Annotated in this window: 15 protein-coding genes; 9 read left to right on the top strand and 6 right to left on the bottom strand. The window is 48.9% G+C overall.

The features are described from left to right. Position 1: 1 nt before the first annotated feature. Positions 2-877, bottom strand: coding sequence for a LysR substrate-binding domain-containing protein (locus EYR25_RS15235; RefSeq protein ID WP_023265527.1), 876 nt, complete (start codon positions 875-877; stop codon positions 2-4). 196 nt (positions 878-1,073) lie between these two features. Between EYR25_RS15235 and EYR25_RS15230 the strand changes: the two genes are divergently transcribed. The 3 genes from EYR25_RS15230 to EYR25_RS15215 all read left to right on the top strand — a co-directional run bounded on the left by EYR25_RS15230 (position 1,074) and on the right by EYR25_RS15215 (position 4,533). Beyond that, entirely contained in the window at positions 1,074-2,213 is a 1,140-nt protein-coding gene (locus tag EYR25_RS15230) for an S-(hydroxymethyl)glutathione dehydrogenase/class III alcohol dehydrogenase (RefSeq protein WP_133181163.1), read from the top strand. A 127-nt stretch (positions 2,214-2,340) separates the two neighbouring features. Beyond that, positions 2,341-3,180, top strand: a complete 840-nt coding sequence (fghA, locus tag EYR25_RS15225) for an S-formylglutathione hydrolase (RefSeq protein ID WP_133181160.1) — start codon at positions 2,341-2,343, stop codon at positions 3,178-3,180. Positions 3,181-3,747: 567 nt separating this feature from the next. Further along, positions 3,748-4,533, top strand: a complete 786-nt coding sequence (locus EYR25_RS15215) for a S1 family peptidase (protein WP_133181158.1) — start codon at positions 3,748-3,750, stop codon at positions 4,531-4,533. A 111-nt stretch (positions 4,534-4,644) separates the two neighbouring features. Here the strand turns inward: EYR25_RS15215 and EYR25_RS15210 are convergent, their stop codons facing one another. Then, entirely contained in the window at positions 4,645-6,021 is a 1,377-nt protein-coding gene (locus tag EYR25_RS15210) for an L-serine ammonia-lyase (RefSeq protein ID WP_133181156.1), read from the bottom strand. A gap of 383 nt (positions 6,022-6,404) precedes the next feature. Between EYR25_RS15210 and nagZ the strand changes: the two genes are divergently transcribed. The 3 genes from nagZ (at position 6,405) to EYR25_RS15195 (ending at position 9,069) form a co-directional block, all read left to right on the top strand. Further along, complete coding sequence (nagZ, locus tag EYR25_RS15205) at positions 6,405-7,433, top strand: beta-N-acetylhexosaminidase (RefSeq protein WP_133181154.1); 1,029 nt, start codon at positions 6,405-6,407, stop codon at positions 7,431-7,433. 81 nt (positions 7,434-7,514) lie between these two features. After that, the gene (ycfP, locus tag EYR25_RS15200) at positions 7,515-8,054 is read left to right on the top strand and encodes an alpha/beta hydrolase YcfP (protein ID WP_126513190.1); all 540 of its coding nucleotides are present in this window, start codon (positions 7,515-7,517) and stop codon (positions 8,052-8,054) included. A gap of 742 nt (positions 8,055-8,796) precedes the next feature. After that, positions 8,797-9,069: an acylphosphatase gene (locus EYR25_RS15195; RefSeq protein ID WP_133181152.1), complete on the top strand. Its 273-nt coding sequence runs from the start codon at positions 8,797-8,799 to the stop codon at positions 9,067-9,069. A gap of 106 nt (positions 9,070-9,175) precedes the next feature. Here the strand turns inward: EYR25_RS15195 and EYR25_RS15190 are convergent, their stop codons facing one another. The 3 genes from EYR25_RS15190 to EYR25_RS15180 all read right to left on the bottom strand — a co-directional run bounded on the left by EYR25_RS15190 (position 9,176) and on the right by EYR25_RS15180 (position 14,390). Further along, a complete protein-coding gene (locus EYR25_RS15190) occupies positions 9,176-10,201 on the bottom strand; it encodes a peptidoglycan binding protein CsiV (RefSeq protein WP_133181146.1) in 1,026 nt (341 codons plus the stop codon). After that, positions 10,201-13,683 carry a transcription-repair coupling factor gene (mfd, locus tag EYR25_RS15185; protein WP_023265517.1) on the bottom strand — a complete coding sequence of 1,161 codons (3,483 nt, stop codon included), beginning with the start codon at positions 13,681-13,683 and terminating at the stop codon, positions 10,201-10,203. Before mfd ends, EYR25_RS15190 begins: the two co-directional genes overlap by 1 nt. Positions 13,684-13,769: 86 nt before the next feature. Then, positions 13,770-14,390: a hypothetical protein gene (locus EYR25_RS15180; RefSeq protein ID WP_023265516.1), complete on the bottom strand. Its 621-nt coding sequence runs from the start codon at positions 14,388-14,390 to the stop codon at positions 13,770-13,772. A gap of 94 nt (positions 14,391-14,484) precedes the next feature. Between EYR25_RS15180 and EYR25_RS15175 the strand changes: the two genes are divergently transcribed. The 3 genes from EYR25_RS15175 (at position 14,485) to lolE (ending at position 17,756) form a co-directional block, all read left to right on the top strand. After that, complete coding sequence (locus EYR25_RS15175; protein ID WP_011622506.1) at positions 14,485-15,717, top strand: lipoprotein-releasing ABC transporter permease subunit; 1,233 nt, start codon at positions 14,485-14,487, stop codon at positions 15,715-15,717. A 96-nt stretch (positions 15,718-15,813) separates the two neighbouring features. Next, positions 15,814-16,509: a lipoprotein-releasing ABC transporter ATP-binding protein LolD gene (gene lolD / locus EYR25_RS15170; RefSeq protein ID WP_133181144.1), complete on the top strand. Its 696-nt coding sequence runs from the start codon at positions 15,814-15,816 to the stop codon at positions 16,507-16,509. After that, a complete protein-coding gene (gene lolE / locus EYR25_RS15165; RefSeq protein WP_133181142.1) occupies positions 16,506-17,756 on the top strand; it encodes a lipoprotein-releasing ABC transporter permease subunit LolE in 1,251 nt (416 codons plus the stop codon). The genes lolD and lolE overlap by 4 nt, the downstream gene beginning before the upstream one ends. 115 nt (positions 17,757-17,871) lie before the next feature. Here the strand turns inward: lolE and suhB are convergent, their stop codons facing one another. Further along, positions 17,872-18,675 (bottom strand): inositol-1-monophosphatase, encoded by an 804-nt coding sequence (suhB, locus tag EYR25_RS15160; protein WP_023265639.1) that lies wholly within the window; start codon positions 18,673-18,675, stop codon positions 17,872-17,874. Between the last annotated feature and the right edge of the window lie 153 nt (positions 18,676-18,828).

Here is an 18,828-nt window from a genome sequence, read left to right as displayed (position 1 = left end):
GTTAACTGCTCGCCAGTTTTTCAGCTAAATAATCCACTAAAACCCGCACTTTAGCGCTCAGGTGACGATTCTGGGGGTAGAGTGCCCAAATGCCTTCTTTAGCTTCGCGGTGGGCGTCGAGGAAGGAGATAAGTTTACCTGCATGAATGTCCTCCTCAATATAATAATCAGGGAGTTGCACTATCCCTATGCCCTTTAGCGCCGCATCACGCAGGGCGTAACCGCTGTTGCAGATAAGGTTGCCACGTACCTTAATATTGCGCTCGCGGCCATTTTCAATAAAGCGCCAGTAATTGTGATTCCCGATCAGGCAATTATGTTGATTTAACTCCGAAAGCGTATGGGGCTCACCGTATTTTTCAACGTAACTGGGTGAGGCGGCCACATAATGGGTGCGGCTACTCAAGGGTTTGGCCATCAGGCTAGAGTCGGCGAGTTTGCCAAGGCGAATAGCCAAATCATAGCCGCCTTCAATCAAATCTAAGGTTCTGTTGGTCAAGTCGACATTAAATTCCACACTGGGATACTGAACCATAAAATCATTGAGTAATGGCATGATAAATTTTTCGCCGTAGGCCACGGGGGCGGTGAGTTTCACCAATCCTTGGGGCGAGCCCTTTAGATCGGTAATGGCACGTTCGGCCTCCTCGAGTCCTGTCTGTAATTGGCGGCAATGGCGATAATAAATCGTGCCTTCTTCGGTGAGCGATACCTTGCGAGTCGTACGGTAAAACAGCTTAGTGCCGAGGCGATTTTCCAGCGCGCCGATTTGCCGACTCACGTGGGCGGTGGACACATTGAGGCGCTGCGCCGCTAGGGTAAAGTTCTCGGCTTCGGCCACTGCCACAAATTCTGATATGCCATCCCAAAGGTACATTATTACTCCTTAGTAAAAATGAATTACTAAAATGCTAGATTATCAATCCTCATGAAATAAATACAATCGAGTGACTGCATTACCGAACACTATTTTTAAGCTTATCCGTCCGACTCAATCTATGCTTACAAGCGAGTCTGGCATGAGGTAAGCCATAAATCGATAAGCCCATTGATTAAGAGAAGGAAAGGCAAGCATGTCGAACGAAAAACCACAGTTTATCAAGTCAAAGGCCGCCGTGGCCTGGGGGCCGGGACAGCCGCTCAAGATTGAAGAAGTCGATGTGATGTTACCTAAAGCTGGCGAAGTGTTAGTTCGCATCGTGGCGACTGGGGTGTGCCATACCGATGCGTTTACCTTAAGCGGTGATGACCCGGAAGGCGTGTTCCCTGCGATCCTCGGTCATGAGGGCGGTGGTATTGTTGAGCAAGTTGGCGAAGGCGTGACCAGCGTGCAGGTGGGCGACCATGTGATCCCACTTTACACGCCAGAATGCGGCGAATGTAAATTCTGTTTATCGGGTAAAACAAACCTGTGCCAGAAGATCCGTGCGACCCAAGGCAAAGGTTTAATGCCAGACGGCACCACCCGTTTCTATAAAGATGGCCTGCCCATTTTCCATTATATGGGCTGTTCAACCTTCTCCGAATACACTGTATTACCTGAGATTTCATTGGCTAAGGTCAATAAAACCGCGCCATTAGAAGAGATCTGTCTGCTGGGTTGTGGTGTAACAACAGGTATGGGCGCCGTGATGAACACCGCTAAAGTGGAAGAAGGCGCGACCGTGGCGATTTTCGGCCTTGGCGGTATCGGTCTTTCGGCCATTATTGGTGCGACCATGGCTAAAGCCAGCCGGATCATTGCCATCGATATTAATGAATCAAAATTCGAACTTGCTCGTAAATTAGGGGCAACCGATTGTATTAACCCGAAAAATGTCGACAAACCTATTCAAGAAGTGATTGTCGAGATGACCGATGGCGGTGTGGATTACTCCTTCGAATGTATCGGTAATGTCAATGTGATGCGCAGCGCGCTCGAGTGTTGCCACAAGGGCTGGGGTGAGTCTGTGATCATTGGGGTTGCGGGCGCAGGGCAGGAGATTTCTACCCGTCCATTCCAACTGGTGACGGGCCGCGTATGGCGCGGTTCTGCCTTCGGTGGCGTGAAAGGACGCTCACAATTACCTAAAATCGTTGAACAATACCTCGCGGGTGAGTTTAAGCTCGATGACTTTATCACCCACACTATGGGACTTGAGCAAGTCAACGAAGCCTTCGACTTGATGCATGAAGGCAAGAGCATTCGCAGCGTGATCCATTTCGATAAATAAGCGCTCGGTTTGCCATCACAGCAGCAGATAACCGCAAACGGCTTATCTGCTGCTTGTGCGTTTTAAGCTTGCAATAGGGCCTTGAACGGCAAGCGAAACGCTGAAAGTGAACAGGAAAGGGATTGAAATGACCATAGAAAATATCAGTTGTAACAAGAGTTTTGGTGGTTGGCACAAACAGTATCGCCATCAATCTCAGGCGCTGAATTGCGAGATGCGCTTTGCGATTTACCTGCCACCCGAGGCGGCCAACAAATCAGTGCCTGTGCTGTATTGGCTATCGGGTCTCACCTGTACCGACGAAAACTTTATGCAGAAGGCGGGCGCGCAGCGTATTGCGGCTCAGTTGGGAATGGCTATCGTCGCCCCGGATACCAGCCCACGTGGCGATGATGTCGCCGATGCACCGGATAAAGCCTATGACTTAGGCTTAGGCGCGGGGTTTTATTTAAACGCGACCAGAGCGCCTTGGAATCGTCACTATAAAATGTACGACTATATTGTGCATGAGCTGCCAGCGCTGATTGAAGCCAATTTCCCCGTGACGGAGCAGCGCGCTATCTCTGGCCACTCCATGGGCGGGCACGGCGCGTTAGTGATAGGGTTAACCCATCCCCACAGATACAGCTCCATTTCGGCTTTTAGTCCTATCAGTAATCCAAGCAATGCGCCTTGGGGGATTAAAGCTTTTACCGAGTATTTAGGGGAAAATCGCGAGCACTGGCGCCAATACGATGCCTGTGAGTTGCTCAAATTGGCGATCAGCGAAGTGCCTATTTTAGTCGACCAAGGCGATGCCGACAGCTTTTTAGAAACACAGTTAATGCCACAAACATTGAGTGATATCGCCAAAGTCAAAGGTTATCCCTTAGATTTGCGTATGCAGGCGGGGTACGATCATAGCTATTATTTTATTGCGAGCTTTATTGAAGAGCACCTTAAATTCCATAGCTTGTATTTTAAATAGCCCTGCCAATTGTTAACCCTTTTCAGTATTAAACTCCATAGTTAATGCCGAGGGCGTGTTGACGTTTCAGGGGTGTTTTTGCAGCAATTTGGCTGGCTTTTATGCAAGGCAACGTCCGTGCAGTGTAGTCATTCTACATAAACGGACGATAACGCGGCAGAAACGTCAGCCAAATGCTGCCCGAAGGGTTCGTTCAGGCAAGCCCTTGCTCTTACTTTCTGTCATAAGAGCCGCTCGTCATTTGAGTAGAATAACGACACATCATTCCTCGTTTCGCGAGCACGCGCTTGCCTGAACGAACAAAATCTAATCTCGAAACGTCAACACGCCCTAGGGTTAAATATTAAAAATCGCGGTGAACTCAAGTTTACCGCGATTTTATTTTCTATAGATAAATCGCGATGTCATTCAGCATGTCTTGTTGACCCATCGCGGCTGAATGATTTGAACGCCGCAGCTATATCTCAAATGAGAAAAAGCTGTTAAGTTCTCGAAATTAAAGATGATTTATTCGCTATATTCTCAATACACTATTGACGAATAAATATATAAGGATAGGAGTTCAATATGAAATGGATGTTCGTGCTGTTACTGGCGATAACGAGTACCGCCAATGCCATGATTATCAGGCATGATGTGGAAGACGCGAAATATCAAGCGGTGGCGCAACGCGATAATTCGACGGTCACCTTTTTAGGGCTTTATAAAGGTGATGAAATCGTGCTTGGCACTGGCAGCCTTATCGATAAGCAATGGATTCTGACAGCGGCGCATGTGGCTAATGAGCTAACGACTGGCAATAAAGTGCAATTTAAAACGGATTTTTACTCGATTAAAGAGGTGATTAAACATCCATTTTGGAAAGAAAGGCACTTTCCCAATGACATTGCATTGGTTCAATTGGCTTCCCCCATTGAAGACGCTACACTCGCTAAATTGAATCATGCCTCAACCGAAACGGGTAAAATTGCTACCTTCGTCGGACGTGGCGATTATGGTAATGGGCTGGTGGGCGTTGTGGGGGCCGACAAACAATTACGCGCGGCACACAATGCCGTGGTCGGAGTGCAGGAGCAATGGTTGCAATTTGTCTTTGACCGCGACGCGAATGCCCTACCATTGGAGGGGATCAGTGGCCCTGGAGATTCGGGTGGCCCCGCATATCTCGTCTCGACAAATTTAGTCTGCCTTATCGGTGTCAGCTCATGGCAAAATGCCGAGTCAACCAATTGGGAAGAGGGTAAGTACGGTGTGATTGAGCATTACTCACGCATTGCCTATTTCAGGGATTGGATCGAGAAAACGCTTTTGCAGACATCCGGAATATCGCCAGAAATATGTCCCGATAGTTAAGGTATTAGATTGTACGGGATAAACAAATGCCGCGCTTAATCGTTTAGGTTTGGACGGTTAAGCGCGGCATGACAGTATTAAAGACTTAAGTTAATTAACAGCTTGAGTGGATTAACACTCGACAATGTTCACCGCAAGGCCGCCTTTGGCGGTTTCTTTGTATTTGCTGCGCATATCTTTACCGGTGTCCATCATGGTTTTGATCACTTTATCCAGTGACACCTTGTGGTTACCGTCGCCGCGTAGCGCCATACGTGAGGCGTTAATCGCCTTGATAGCACCCATTGCATTACGTTCAATACAGGGCACTTGTACTAGGCCGCCTACGGGATCGCAGGTTAAACCTAGGTTATGTTCCATACCAATTTCGGCTGCGTTTTCAACATGTTCGACTGTGCCGCCCATGATCTCGGTTAATGCGCCTGCTGCCATTGAGCAGGCTACACCGACTTCACCTTGACAGCCAACTTCAGCGCCCGAAATCGAGGCATTTTTCTTGTAAAGAATACCAATCGCAGCGGCGGTTAACAGGTAACGGGCGCAAACATCGATATCGACTTCTTGCACGAAGGTATCGTAGTAACACAGCACGGCAGGGATAATGCCTGCGGCGCCGTTTGTTGGCGCAGTCACAACGCGATCGCCAGCAGCGTTTTGCTCGTTGACCGAGAGGGCGAATAAATCGACCCAATCCATTGCGGTTAATGGATCGACGTTGTTACGGCCTTCGGCTTTGAGGCGACGATAGAGTGCTGGCGCACGGCGACGAAGTTTTAAACCGCCTGGCAAAATACCTTCTTTTTGGTAACCACGTTCGATACAGGTTTTCATGGTTTGCCAGATATTCCACAGCTTGGCTTTGACTTCTTCTTCACTGGCAAGGCTAAGCTCGTTGGCCATCATCAGGGAAGAAATGCTCAGGCCATGCTCAGTACATAAATCCAGTAATTGGGCGCTGCTATTAAAATCGTAAGGTGCTGATTCAATTTGTGATGCTGGAGAGGCATTGCGTTGATGGATTTCATCTTCGTCTAAGATAAATCCGCCACCGACAGAGTAGTAAGTGCGCTCAAAAATACATTCGCCTTTGCTGTAGGCATACAGTGTCATGGCGTTGGCATGGGCGGGAAGGGTTTTACGTCTGTGGTAGGTAATGCCGTCTTCACGGGTAAACTTGACTACTTTGCCGCAGCTGAGGGTGAGGGTCTCATTTTTAGACACTTGCTCAAGAATGCCATCGATGCTGTCGGTGTCGACGGTTTCAGGATCTTCGCCCATTAATCCTAGAATGACCGCTTTACCCGTGCCGTGGCCTTTGCCCGTTTGGCCGAGGGAACCAAAGAGTTCGGCTCTTAATTCATCAATTTGAGAAATTTTGCCCGAATCAGCAAGGTGCTGCATAAAAATTTTGCCCGCTTTCATGGGGCCAACAGTGTGTGAACTCGAAGGGCCAATGCCGATCTTGAACATATCGAATACGCTAATCATGATTGAAGTCCTGTTGTGTCTCGATTTTTATTTTAGTGTGTGCGGATGATCTTTGCCGTCATAACGCCAATTCGCTGGTTTTTATGCCATAAACTCTGGCAAACTGCAGACATCAACCGCACTAAGTGTGCTTGTGTGATACGCTTATGGCCCAGTATCCCACAGATTAGTATCAAGATTCACATTAGTTTTTTTGATTAGAAAGACTTCGGATAAGCTGAGCTTAATGAGTGGCGAGTGAATGTCGATTTTATCGGCAAAATAATCGATTTTGAGCAAAGTATGATGGCGAATGGCTCGCTTTTCGGGGATTTTTGTGAACCCAGTGGCCAGTATCGCTATGGTTATTTTTTGAGTATGAATAAGAATTTTTAGGGAGAAATATGAGTTATCTAATGCTGGATCTGCTGTCTTTAGAGGTCAGTGAGGCTGAAGCTGAGATGCTGCGCCATCCGCAAGTGGGCGGTTTGATCCTATTTTCCCGCAATTTTGCCAGCCGTGAGCAATTAATCACCTTAGTGCAGCAGATCCGCCAAATTCGTCCTGAGATTTTGATTGCCGTTGACCATGAGGGCGGACGAGTACAGCGTTTTCGCGAAGGTTTTACGCTTATTCCGGCCATGGGGGATATTTTGCCGGCGGCCAAGGGTGATATGGTTCTCGCTAAACGTTGGGCCTGTGAATTAGGCTTTTTAATGGCTATCGAATTACTTGCCTGTGACATCGACTTAAGCTTTGCGCCCGTGCTCGATCTTAACGGCATTAGCCAAGTGATCGGCAAACGTAGTTTTAGTGCAAAGCCCGGTGAAGTGATTGCGTTAGCGCAGAGTTTTATAGAGGGTATGGCCGAGGCGGGCATGGGCGCTGTGGGTAAACATTTCCCCGGTCATGGCAGCGTGGCGGCAGATTCCCATATCGCGCAACCTATCGATGAACGTGAAGCTGAGGCGATTTTTAATCAAGATATTTTGCCGTTTAAAGAGTTGATTGCTAAAGGTAAATTATCGGGCATTATGCCAGCCCATGTGATTTACCCTAAAGTTGACCCCAATCCTGCGGGCTTTTCAAGCTACTGGTTAAAGCAGATTTTGCGCCAAGAGTTAGGCTTTAACGGGGTGATTTTCTCCGACGATCTAGGCATGAAGGGCGCTTCCTTTGCGGGGGATTATTTAGGCCGCGCCCAAGCTGCGTTGGATGCGGGCTGCGATATGATTTTGGTCTGTAACGATAATCCGGGCGTCATGTCACTGTTAAATGGCTTTGTGTGGCCCGCCGCGGCGCCACAACATCCAGCGAGTTTACTTAAACCCAATGCGGCGCAAACTGCTATCGCATTAGAAAACGCTAGCCGTTGGGAAAATGCTAAGCAGCTGGCTGAGCAAATCCAGCTCGCACAACAGGCAAAAGTTTGATGTAGCGCAAGGTTCTGCAATGAATATTTGCTAGGGTTAGTGGCATGCGCCGTGTTTGGCAGATTGTTAAAAGGTCTCAATATGATTTTTTATCTTCATGGATTCGATGCAACTAGCCCTGGTAATCACGAAAAAATGCGTCAGTTGCAGTTTATTGACCCTGATGTACGGCTTATCAGCTACAGCACGTTGCATCCCAAGCATGATATGCAGCATTTATTGAAAGAGGTCGCCAAGCAAATGCAGTATAGCGACGATCCCGCGCCATTAATGGTGGGAGTTGGCTTAGGGGCGTATTGGGCAGAGCGAATTGGCTTTTTAAACGGGTTAAAGTCGGTGTTAATCAATCCCAATCTTCATCCTGAAGAGACGATGCAAGGGAAAATTGACCGCCCCGAAGAGTATGCTGATATTGCCAATAAGTGTGTCTCTGAGTTCAGGTTGAAGAATACCCATAAAGCCATGTGTATTTTGTCTCGCATGGATGAAGTGCTCGACAGTGAGGCTAGCGCCGCGGCGCTTAAGCCTTATTACCCCATAGAATGGGACGAGACGCAGCCCCATAAATTTCCGCAGTTAGCTGCACATCTTCCTAAGATAAAAGCCTTTAAATTAGGCTAATGTTTGACTTGTTTGTCCTGTGATTATTTCTTGTGAATAAAAGTGCTTATCGCCGCTCATCTTGGCGGTAAGGGCTTTAATATTCGCGCTTTTTCTATCCCGCGTTTTAGGGCGTGTTGAGGTTTTGAGATTAGATTATGTTCGTTCTGGCATGCATGTGCTCGCGCAATGAGGAATGATGTGTTGTTATTCTACTCAAATGACGAGCGCCTCTTATAACAGAAAGTAAGGGCAAGGGCTTGCCAGACGAATCCGTCAAAAATAACCCTGAAACGTCAATACGTCCTAACCATCACATTTATCTGTCTACTAGATTTGCAAATTGTTGCCTCCAACGGATAAATTCAGCCAACAATTTATGCCAATATTTGGAATGGTTGACGGTATATATTGTTAGTTTGGCTGATTATTTCAGCAAAAAGCATTAAACTTCCCCTATTTTTATGGCGGTATCTATCATTTTGTTGAAATTAATAATGAATTGTGTAAAGTAGCCGCTCTTAATAGTTTGTTACAAAATGCTACAAACTTTTATGCCAATTAGTCCATTTATGGACAACCTTTTGCGTATGTCGCCCGACACAGCTAACAGCGGTCTCGTTAGCTGTTTTTTTATGCCTACTTTGTTGTGTTTCACTTAAAAATCCATCATTTACTCATGCTTAAGCCCAACCAAGTTGAAAACTCGGCTATGCTTAATCTCGCATAACAATAACAAACTCACCTTGTTCAGGAGACGAAAATGAAACGGGTGCTGATCCGATTGATGGGAAAAGTGCAGGGCGTAGGTTGTAGACATGCGACCCTTACCAAAGCTCGTACGCTTGGCGTCACAGGCTATGTGACCAATTGCGCCGATGGCAGCGTTGAAGTTCTTGCCCAAGGTAGTAATCCGGCGGTGGATAGTCTTATCGCTTGGTGCGAGGTGGGCGTGCCTTGTACCGACGGGTTGACGGTAACAGTGGAAGAAGACCAAGGTGATGATATTTACTTGGATTTTTCGATAGTGCGCTGATGCTCTTTGCTTTGGTGAGCATGAGTACTTATTTACTCCATTGAGACAATAAAAAAGCGGTATGCATGGCATAACCGCTTTTTTACTCGCTCTAAGCCCATTGGTTTTAGGCGTTAGGTTGCGCCATCTTACGGATTTGGATCACCATGCCCATTTCGGGATGATCGAGATAATGGATCTCATCACTTTTCACTCGGCGATTTTGCTCCAACGGAATAGACATTAAATAAGGCGTCATCACTTTTGCTGGGGCCGCAGCAGTATTTGTTGCGTTCATGCTCGCCTCATCGGCTGCCACAGGCATTAATTTGCGGCCTTCTTTACGCAAATTAAGCGCGGTTTCGATGTACAGATAATGGCTAAGATAAATATTGAGTGTGCCATCGAGTTGCCATACGGGAGAGGGCGATAATGGCGCTGATGTTTCTGTCATCATGCCTGTCGTGCCGTTAGTGCCTTGCATAGCGCTTGCCATGGCTTGCTGCACAATTTGACGACCATCGAAGTGATAACTGGCGGAATAATCCTTACCCGCAAACAGGCGAATGGGCACTGAGCCACTCTTGCCCATCATAGGTTGTTGCCATGTCATATGCAGTAAGCTGCGGTTACCACGCTCTCTCGATAGGCTGTTGATAATACTTGCAAATTGGCCTTGGCTGCTGGCGAGTAACACTGGGCCTGCGCCGAGCGTTGCATAGGCCTGACTCGCGCTGCTGATTTCCGATGGGATCACAGTTGGATAGCGATAACTGGTCACCGCATTTGAGTTTGCAGTGCTTGGGCCAGAAATGGCAAAGGCGCTGCCGTTAGTCAACTCGGTTGTAGCGTCCGCATTCGTACCTGTGGTCGTGCTTTCAGCGCAATGGCTATTGGCATCGGCGTCATATACTAAGGTGCAGGGCGCGGATTCATTACCCATGGAGATCACAGCCTGACCCACAACCGGTGAAATCAGATCGATTGCGCGGTTGGTTTTGGTCTCAATTGGCGCCATCGGCCATTGCTCGGTCGATTGGCTTTGGCGTTCAAAAATATAGACTTCAACCTCGAACCAAGCTTCAGCACGGGCAAGTGGACTGTGTGAAAGTACAATAAGTGTAGCGATAGAGACCGCGAGTTGACGTAACACTATTTATCTCCAAGACGATGTTGCGATAGTTGTTCGAGCAAGAGTTTGACCAAAGCGAGTCTATCTTTTGCCGTTTCGGCATTGAGGATGAACTTTAACTTATTCGGCCCATCCATTCGATAGATTTGTGGCTGACTTTGCAGTAATCCAATGATAAAGCCGGGATCAATCACATGATCATCACTAAATTCGATGCTGCCGCCTTTGGCATGTACCTCAATTTTAGTCGCCCCCAGCCGAGTTGCCTGATGTTTATACAGAGTCATTTCCATCAGGTTTTTGGTGGCATCGGGCAGCAGACCGAAGCGGTCGATAAGCTCAACTTTAAGTTCATCTAAGGCTTCTTCACTGTCACAACTGGCGATGCGCTTATAGAGTGACAGGCGAATATTCACATCACCGACATAGTCTTCCGGCAACAGCGCTGGGATCCTTAGCTCCATTTCACATTGCTGATTGAGCATTTGCGCTAGCGATGGCTCTTTACCCTGTTTGAGGGCCTTGACCGCCGCCTCCAGCATTTCCATGTAGAGGCTAAAGCCGATTTTAGAAATATGGCCGCTCTGTTCATCGCCTAAGAGTTCACCCGCGCCGCGGATCTCTAAGTCTTGGGTAGCGAGCATAAAGCCTGCGCCCAAATCTTCGAGGGCATCGATGGCTTCGAGACGTTTGCGAGCATCACTGGTCATGCGTTTAGGGTGCGGCGTCATTAAATACGCATAGGCTTGATGGTGTGAGCGACCGACGCGGCCACGCAGCTGATGTAATTGGGCTAAGCCGAAGGTGTCGGCGCGTTCGATAATAATCGTATTTGCACTCGGGACGTCGATACCAGTTTCGATAATAGTGGTACAGACTAACACGTTGAATCTTTGATGATAAAAGTCCGACATCACCCGTTCAAGATCCCGCTCACGCATCTGGCCATGGGCCACCACGACCCGCGCTTCAGGTAGCAGTGTGCTGATATCTTGGGCGCATTTCTCTATGGTTTCGACATTGTTGTGCAAATAATACACTTGGCCACCACGAAGGATTTCACGCAGTATGGCCTCTCGCACGGTGGCGGGATCGGATTCGCGCACAAAGGTCTTCACCGCCAAACGCTTAGCGGGAGGCGTGGCAATAATCGATAAGTCGCGCATCCCCGACATCGCCATATTTAAGGTGCGGGGAATAGGCGTGGCGGTGAGGGTTAAAATATCCACGTTGGCACGCAGCGCTTTTATTTTTTCCTTCTGACGGACACCGAATCTGTGTTCTTCATCGATGATTAGCAGGCCTAAGTTTTCAAACTTTGCCTCGGATTGCAGCAGTTTATGGGTGCCAATGACAATATCGACTTTGCCTTCTTCGAGCAGTTTTAGCACTTGAGTCTGCTCTTTGGCGGTTCTAAAGCGTGACATCACCTCAATCACCACGGGCCAGTCGGCAAATCTGTCCTTAAAATTTTCGTAGTGCTGCTGGGCGAGTAGTGTGGTGGGCACTAGTACCACCACCTGTTTACCCGCATTGACGGCCACAAAGGCGGCGCGCATCGCGACTTCGGTCTTACCAAAGCCCACATCACCGCAGACGAGGCGATCCATAGCTACGGGGGATTGCATATCGGCGAGCACGGCATGAATGGCGCTTTCTTGGTCGACGGTTTCTTCGAAGGGGAAACCCTGGGCGAATTGCGCATACTCTTCGTCGTTAATGTCGCAGCTTTCACCGGGACGTGCTTGGCGACGGGCGTAGACATCAAGCAGCTCGGCGGCCACATCGCGGATTTTCTCGATCGCTTTGTTTTTTGCTTTGGCCCAAGTGTCGTTACCGAGTTTATTAAGGTGAGCCTCGCCATCGGCGCCGACACTATAGCGGCTGATCAAATGCAGGTTAGACACTGGCACATAGAGTTTATCGCCGCCCGAGTATTCCAGCTGTAGGTATTCGGCCACTAATCCGCCGGTATCTAAGGTGACTAAGCCTTGATACAGCGCCACGCCGTGCTCTAAGTGCACAATTGGCTGGCCGACTTTAAGCTCGGCTAAGTTTTTGATCAGGGTATCGTTACTGATCTGGCGTTGTTTTTCGCGGCGGCGCTGCTGGGAGATGCGATGACCAAAGAGTTCGGTTTCGCAGATGATGCTGACGGCGGTTTGCTTTCCTAGCCCGAGTAAACAACCACGGGAGAGGGGAGATACGATTAAGCCAAGTTTGGCATCGCTTTGAATAAACTCATCAAAATGGCCGAATAACGCTGGTTTTAACTGGATTTTAGCTAAGAGCTCGAGCAAGGCTTCGCGGCGACCTTCCGATTCGGCACTAAATAACATCCGCGGCGCATGCTCGGCGTACTCTTGCAGCGCAATCAGCGGTTGCTTTAACTTGTGATTAGCGCTCACCTCGGGCAACACACAGGCATCAATCTGCACTGCGCCTGCGACGGCATCGGGTTGCGGCGCAGTAAACTGATAGCGAGGCAGCGGCTTAAAGGCGGCAAATAATTCTTCAATCAGTAAATACAGCTCTTTAGGTGCCAACAGCGGCCGCAATGGGTCGACCCGTCTGTCTTCATAGCGGGTTTCCACCTCTTGCAAATGTGCACGGGCGGACTTTTCGATATCGCCTAAGGTGACTAACTGAGTGTCCTTCGGCAGGTAATCGAACAGTGTCGCGATCTCATCGAAAAACAGAGGCAAATAGTTCTCAATGCCGGCGGGCATCAAATTGCGGCTCACCAATTGATAAACCGATTCTGGTTCTTTAACGATCACCTCAAAGCGGCGGCGATAACGTTGCCTAAAACCTTCAATGGCGCCGCTGTCGGTAGGGAATTCCTTAGCAGGTAATAGGCGCACCGCATCGACTGGAGTGGATGAGCGCTGGGTTTCAGGATCGAAATGGCGAATGGTCTCGACTTCATCATCGAACAGTTCGATACGCAGCGGCATATTCACGCCGGTGGGGAAGATATCGAGAATCGAGCCACGAATGGCAAACTCGCCATGTTCGTACACCTGTTCAACCAAGTGATAACCCGTGTCGGTTAACTGCTGGCGCACATCATGGAGCTGATATTTATCGCCCTTTTTCAGCACAAACACATTGGAGCTTAAATAGGATTTTGGTGGCAAGCGCATCATCAGCGTTGTCACCGGCACTATCACTACGCTGTGTTCGGCTTGGGTGATTTGCGACAGGGTTTCTAAACGCTGGGAAATCAAATCCTGATGGGGCGAAAAACTGTCGTAGGGCAGGGTTTCACGGTCAGGGAACAGTCGCACCTTAATAGCGCTTTTAGCCAACAAGTAGTTGAGCTCTAACTCGATACTCAATGCCGTCGGCGTATCACTGGTTACAATCAGTGTTGTGCCCTTGTGTTGGCGAACTAGGCTGGCGAGGGTAACGGCTTGACCAACCCCGGCGAGACACGACAGGGTTTGCATTTGAGTTCCATTTTTGACAACGGGCGGTGTTAGGGCTGAAATTTGTGTCATTGGCGTGGGATAAACTGATTCATTCACAATAAGTTGCGTTCATTGTAGTGACTTGGGCGCTAGGGTGCCAGCAAAAACGCTAGCCTTTATTGACGCTCGTCACGGGCCTGTTTACGCAGTTTAAGTTGTTTTTGTTGCACATTGAGGCTGGCTTTAACCAGTTGCTCCACATCTGCATCCAGTATTTGACTAAACTCGAGGTCAACGAGATAGGGCAATGCGGCATTGGGGCTATGTACTTGCTGCCCATCGGATTGGCCTTCCTGCGAAACTAAGCAGGCTGTGACCTTGGCAAAACATAAAATGGCGACCAATTCTTCGTGGATAAATAAGGTCACCTTATATTGGCGGCCAAGGGGGAGGGCCTCATTGCTCATTAGGCGAATGCCGCTGCCACCGAACTGACAACCGCTAAATTTATCGCCCTCTTGCACTTCTTTTTCGAGCACATGCTGCAGGACTAAATCGACCTTGCGGGATTGGAGCTTGAGAAAGTCCACCACCACCTTGGCTTCGTTGTCTAAATGCCGCAGTTGCAGCAGGCAACTGGCCTCGAGTGCTTTGACTTCGCTCAGCAGCTGGATCCCTAGGGATTGCATTGATCTTAAAGCCATTTCACTGGGTAGTGGCTGGTTTTCGTCCCAGAGGCTTAAGTAAGCGGTGAAGGGATGAGGCACACTAAAATACGGATTGGTGTCAGTGAACAAGGCTTGCCTCTTTATTTATAGGACCTAAACCCCTATTATCGTGCCCATCTTTATGATTTAGCAAGTTCAGCACACAGGACGCAGCCCTCTTTCAATGGATCTTCGATTTCCTCTCTACGTTGGTTACCGTTATTGGCGGGCCAGAAAAGCAAACGCCTTTGCTTCTTTTATTACCTTATTTGCCGTTTCGGGCATTTTTCTAGGGGTGGCGGCCTTAATCGTGGTCAGCTCGGTGATGAATGGCCTCGAAGGACAATTAAAGCAGCGCATTTTAGGCGCTGTACCGCAATTGACTGTGGTGACTGAGGCGCCCTTAAGCGATTGGACTATACCTGCGGACAAACTCAAAGCCTTACCGGGCGTGCAGGGCGTGACGCCTAGCGTGTCGACCCAAGCTATGGTGCAGTCGGCGGCGAATATCCGCGCCGTGCAAGTATTTGGGGTGTTTCCTGAGCTTGCCGAAAAACTCTCTATGGTTGCACAGCATACCTATTCGGGTGCATTTAACGAGCTAACAAGTGGCCAATATAAAGTCATTTTAGGCAGCGAGCTTGCCCGCCAATTAAAGGTCAGCCCGGGTGATACCGTGCGCCTGTTAAGTGGCGATGGCGTAGTGTATTCGCCGCTTGGTCCAGTCCCTAGCCAACGTAAGTTTTTAGTGTCCGCCGTGTTTGAGATGGGCTCACAGGTGGATGCAGGCGTCGCATACATTCATTACCAAGATGCCAAGCGTTTAATGCGCCAACCGAGCGATGAAATCAATCAGTTAAGGCTGTATCTGAGCGACCCATTTATGGCGCCCGCACTGGCTAAGGATGTAAAGCAGGTGCTTACCCAGCAGGGGATTGAGGCGACGACCAGTGATTGGCGCGACACCTATGGTCATCTGTTTAGTGCCGTGAAGATGGAAAAAAACATGATGTCGCTGATGCTGAGCCTCATTGTGGCCGTGGCGGCGTTTAATATAGTGTCGGCGCTGGTGATGATGGTGGTGGATAAAACTACCGATGTAGCTGTACTCAAAACCCAAGGCTTACGTACCTCGGCGGTGATGGGCATTTTCGTGGTGCAAGGTTTGTTGAATGCGGTCTTAGGTTTAGTACTGGGGCTGGTGGTCGGCATTCTGCTCACCCTTAATTTGAATGGCATTATGGCAACCTTGGGGATTTCCATTTTAGGCACTGGTCAAGTGCTGCCGGTTAAATTAGAACTGGGGCAATTGTCGATGATTATTGTCGGCACCTTAGTCGTGACCTTAGTGGCGACACTTTACCCCGCATTGCGAGCGGCGCGGGTGCAACCTGCCACGGCGCTGCGTTACGAATAACGGTCATATAAAGAATAAAAGCGTCGCTCCCATGATGAGAGACGTGTTTGGACATGGGGTTATCCATGTCATTTAGAATCAATAGCGAGAATCTCAATGCAAGACGTGTTACTGCAAGTGCAGGCGGTGAGTAAGAGTTATCACGATGGCGATGTCACTACTCAGGTGCTGACTGAGGTGGATTTACAGGTATTTAAGGGCGAGCAACTGGCGATTGTCGGTACCTCTGGCTCGGGCAAGAGTACGCTGCTGCATATTATGGGCACTCTAGATAAACCTTCTGCTGGCAAAGTCTTGTTAGCGGGTGAGGATTTATATCAGGTGAGCAGTGCCCGTCAGGCGCAGATCCGCAACCAAGACTTAGGCTTTATCTATCAGTTCCATCACCTTTTGCCCGAATTTAGCGCGCTGGAAAACGTGGCTATGCCAGCGTTTATTCAAGGCAGAGATCGCGCTCAGGCTCAGACCGATGCCAAAGTGTTGCTCGAGAGAGTTGGGCTTGGGCACAGAATGAGCCATATTCCCGCCGAGCTTTCGGGCGGCGAGCGTCAACGGGTGGCAATTGCCCGGGCGCTGATCAACAAACCCAAACTCGTGCTGGCCGATGAACCGACGGGAAATCTCGATGCCAAGAGTGGCGAGGCGGTGTATGAGCTGATCCGCGAATTAGCCAATCAACTTGGTACGGCGTTTGTGGTGGTCACCCACGATCCCAAATTGGCGGCGCGGATGGACAGACAACTCACCATGAAGAATGGTTATTTGCAAGCTGTCGCGGAACACGCCCAATGAAAGGACCATTAGCCCTCTCAATTGGTTGGCGTTTTTATCGTGCGCGCCAATCCAATAGTTTTATTAGCTTTATCTCCTTCGCATCGACCGCGGGCATTGCGCTCGGGGTTGCGGTGCTGATTGTGGTGCTTTCCGCCATGAATGGTTTCGAGCGCGAGTTAGAGCAGCGCTTGTTAGGCGTTATCTCCCAAGCCGATGTGGTTGGTGTGAATGAGCCGATTGCCGATTGGCGTGCCGTTGAGCAAACCGCCATGCAGATTGAAGGCATTACGGCGGCGGCACCTTTTATTAGGATGCAAGGATTAGTACAAAAGCCCGGTGGTTTTCAGGGGCTTGCCGTTGTGGGAATCGATCCTGAGCAAGAGGCAAAAGTCTCGACCCTCTCGCAATTTATGTCGAAAGAGACTTGGCAAGGCTTGAGCGAGGATGACAATCACATCGTCCTCGGGGAGAGTCTGCTGAAAAAGTTAGGCCTTGAGGTCGGCGATACCCTCGCTTTGTATGTGCAAGATCTTGATCCTGAACATGCTGGCAGTTTACGGGCAGCCAAGAGCCATCGCTTTGTGGTGTCGGGTGTGTACCGTTTAGGCGGCGAGCTTGAGTTAACCACGGCGTATATTCCGATGCGCTATGCGGCGAATATCCTGAATTTACATCAAGGTGTGACTGGTGTTCGCATCAGTGTGGCACAGGTGTTTGATGCGCCAGCGAAAATTCGCGAGCTGGGTTATGCCTTAAACCAGTCTGTTTATATTAGTGATTGGACGCGTACCCAAGGGCATTTATACCAAGATATTCAATTGGTTCGCACTATCATGTATCTCGTGTTGGTATTAGTGATAGGTGTGGCCTGTTTTAATATTGTCTCAACGCTCGTGATGGCGGTGCGGGATAAAGCCAGTGAAATTGCCATTCTGATGACCATGGGCTTAAGCCGTCTCTCAGTGATGGGGATTTTTATGGTGCAAGGCGCGTTAAATGGCCTTGTGGGTTGTGCCCTTGGCGGTGTGATTGGGATTGCGACCGCGATTAATCTCAGTGGTATCGCCCGTGGCATTGAGCAGCTGCTCGGGATTCAACTCCTGTCGGCCGATGTGTATTTTGTGGATTTTCTGCCATCAGAGCTACATATGACGGATGCTGGTTTAGTGATAGCTACGGCGTTTGTGATGAGTCTTATCGCAACGTTGTATCCCGCGTGGAAGGCGAGCCAGATTGGCCCTGCGCAGGCATTGGCGGGTAGATAGAAAATCTTTAAGCCGACAAGTACGAATATCCAAAGCAGAAAAACGAAAGCAGAAAACAAAAAGGCCAGTGAATTCACTGGCCTTTTTAATATGCGTTACTGCCGCAAGGGTATGATTAACGCTTTAAACCTTCGTTCAGCAAAGGACGCATGGTTTTCACTAACTCTGTGGTCACTTTCGGTGAACCTGCAACGATGTTGCCAGAGATCAGGTAGTTATGACCACCAGTGAAGTCGGTGACTGTACCACCCGCTTCGCGACAGATTAAGTCGCCAGCAGCGATATCCCATGGCTTTAAACCGATTTCGAAGAAACCGTCTAAACGTCCAGCAGCCACATAGGCTAAGTCTAATGCGGCAGAACCTGCGCGGCGTAAGTCAGAACACTGACCGAACACTTCGCCAAAGATTGCCATGTAGCTTTCGGTGTGTTGACGGGCTTTGAATGGGAAACCTGTACCGATAATGGTTGGAGCCAATTCAGTCACATTGGTTACGCGGATACGGAAATCGTTTAATTTGGCGCCTTTACCACGGATAGCGGTAAATAATTCTTCACGAACAGGATCGTACACAACGGCAACTTCAGTTTTGCCTTTGTGTTGCAGTGCGATAGAAACTGCGAAGTGGGGAATGCCTCTAACGAAGTTATTAGTGCCATCCAGAGGATCGACTATCCAAATATAGTCTTTGTTTTCACCACGATTTTCGCCTTTTTCTTCACCCACGATAGTGTGATCAGGGTAAGATTTGCGAATTTGATAGGTAATAGCAGCTTCTGCTTCCTTATCTACACTGGTAACAAAATCGTTGATACCTTTAGCACTGACTTCAACTCGGTCAAGTTCAGTGTAGGCGCGCATAATAGTTTGGCCAGCCGCGCGGGCAGCGCGAACAGCAATCGTCAGCATCGGATGCATTGCAATCCCCTGGATGTTAAAGAACGTTAAAAATAGCGGGCGGCATTATACTCGATTTGAATGTTATATCAAATACCGATTTTCATATAAGCATTCACGCACGCCTGTGATAGTATTCGCTCCCTGTGTTTTGTGAATTAAATTAAGTCGTTT

Source organism: Shewanella decolorationis (assembly GCF_004354305.1).
GTDB classification, from domain to species: domain Bacteria; phylum Pseudomonadota; class Gammaproteobacteria; order Enterobacterales; family Shewanellaceae; genus Shewanella; species Shewanella decolorationis.
The sequence above is the reverse complement of the archived record's forward strand: the minus strand, read 5'-3'. Positions and strand labels throughout refer to the sequence as shown.

What these genes read in the sequence shown, in the direction of transcription:
- EYR25_RS15235 (WP_023265527.1), bottom strand. Translation starts at nt 877, where the DNA reads ATGTACCTTTGGGATGGCATATCAGAATTTGTGGCAGTGGCCGAAGCC.
- EYR25_RS15230 (WP_133181163.1), top strand. Translation starts at nt 1,074, where the DNA reads ATGTCGAACGAAAAACCACAGTTTATCAAGTCAAAGGCCGCCGTGGCC.
- fghA (WP_133181160.1), top strand. Translation starts at nt 2,341, where the DNA reads ATGACCATAGAAAATATCAGTTGTAACAAGAGTTTTGGTGGTTGGCAC.
- EYR25_RS15215 (WP_133181158.1), top strand. Translation starts at nt 3,748, where the DNA reads ATGAAATGGATGTTCGTGCTGTTACTGGCGATAACGAGTACCGCCAAT.
- EYR25_RS15210 (WP_133181156.1), bottom strand. Translation starts at nt 6,021, where the DNA reads ATGATTAGCGTATTCGATATGTTCAAGATCGGCATTGGCCCTTCGAGT.
- nagZ (WP_133181154.1), top strand. Translation starts at nt 6,405, where the DNA reads ATGAGTTATCTAATGCTGGATCTGCTGTCTTTAGAGGTCAGTGAGGCT.
- ycfP (WP_126513190.1), top strand. Translation starts at nt 7,515, where the DNA reads ATGATTTTTTATCTTCATGGATTCGATGCAACTAGCCCTGGTAATCAC.
- EYR25_RS15195 (WP_133181152.1), top strand. Translation starts at nt 8,797, where the DNA reads ATGAAACGGGTGCTGATCCGATTGATGGGAAAAGTGCAGGGCGTAGGT.
- mfd (WP_023265517.1), bottom strand. Translation starts at nt 13,683, where the DNA reads ATGACACAAATTTCAGCCCTAACACCGCCCGTTGTCAAAAATGGAACT.
- EYR25_RS15175 (WP_011622506.1), top strand. Translation starts at nt 14,485, where the DNA reads ATGGATCTTCGATTTCCTCTCTACGTTGGTTACCGTTATTGGCGGGCC.
- lolD (WP_133181144.1), top strand. Translation starts at nt 15,814, where the DNA reads ATGCAAGACGTGTTACTGCAAGTGCAGGCGGTGAGTAAGAGTTATCAC.
- lolE (WP_133181142.1), top strand. Translation starts at nt 16,506, where the DNA reads ATGAAAGGACCATTAGCCCTCTCAATTGGTTGGCGTTTTTATCGTGCG.
- suhB (WP_023265639.1), bottom strand. Translation starts at nt 18,675, where the DNA reads ATGCATCCGATGCTGACGATTGCTGTTCGCGCTGCCCGCGCGGCTGGC.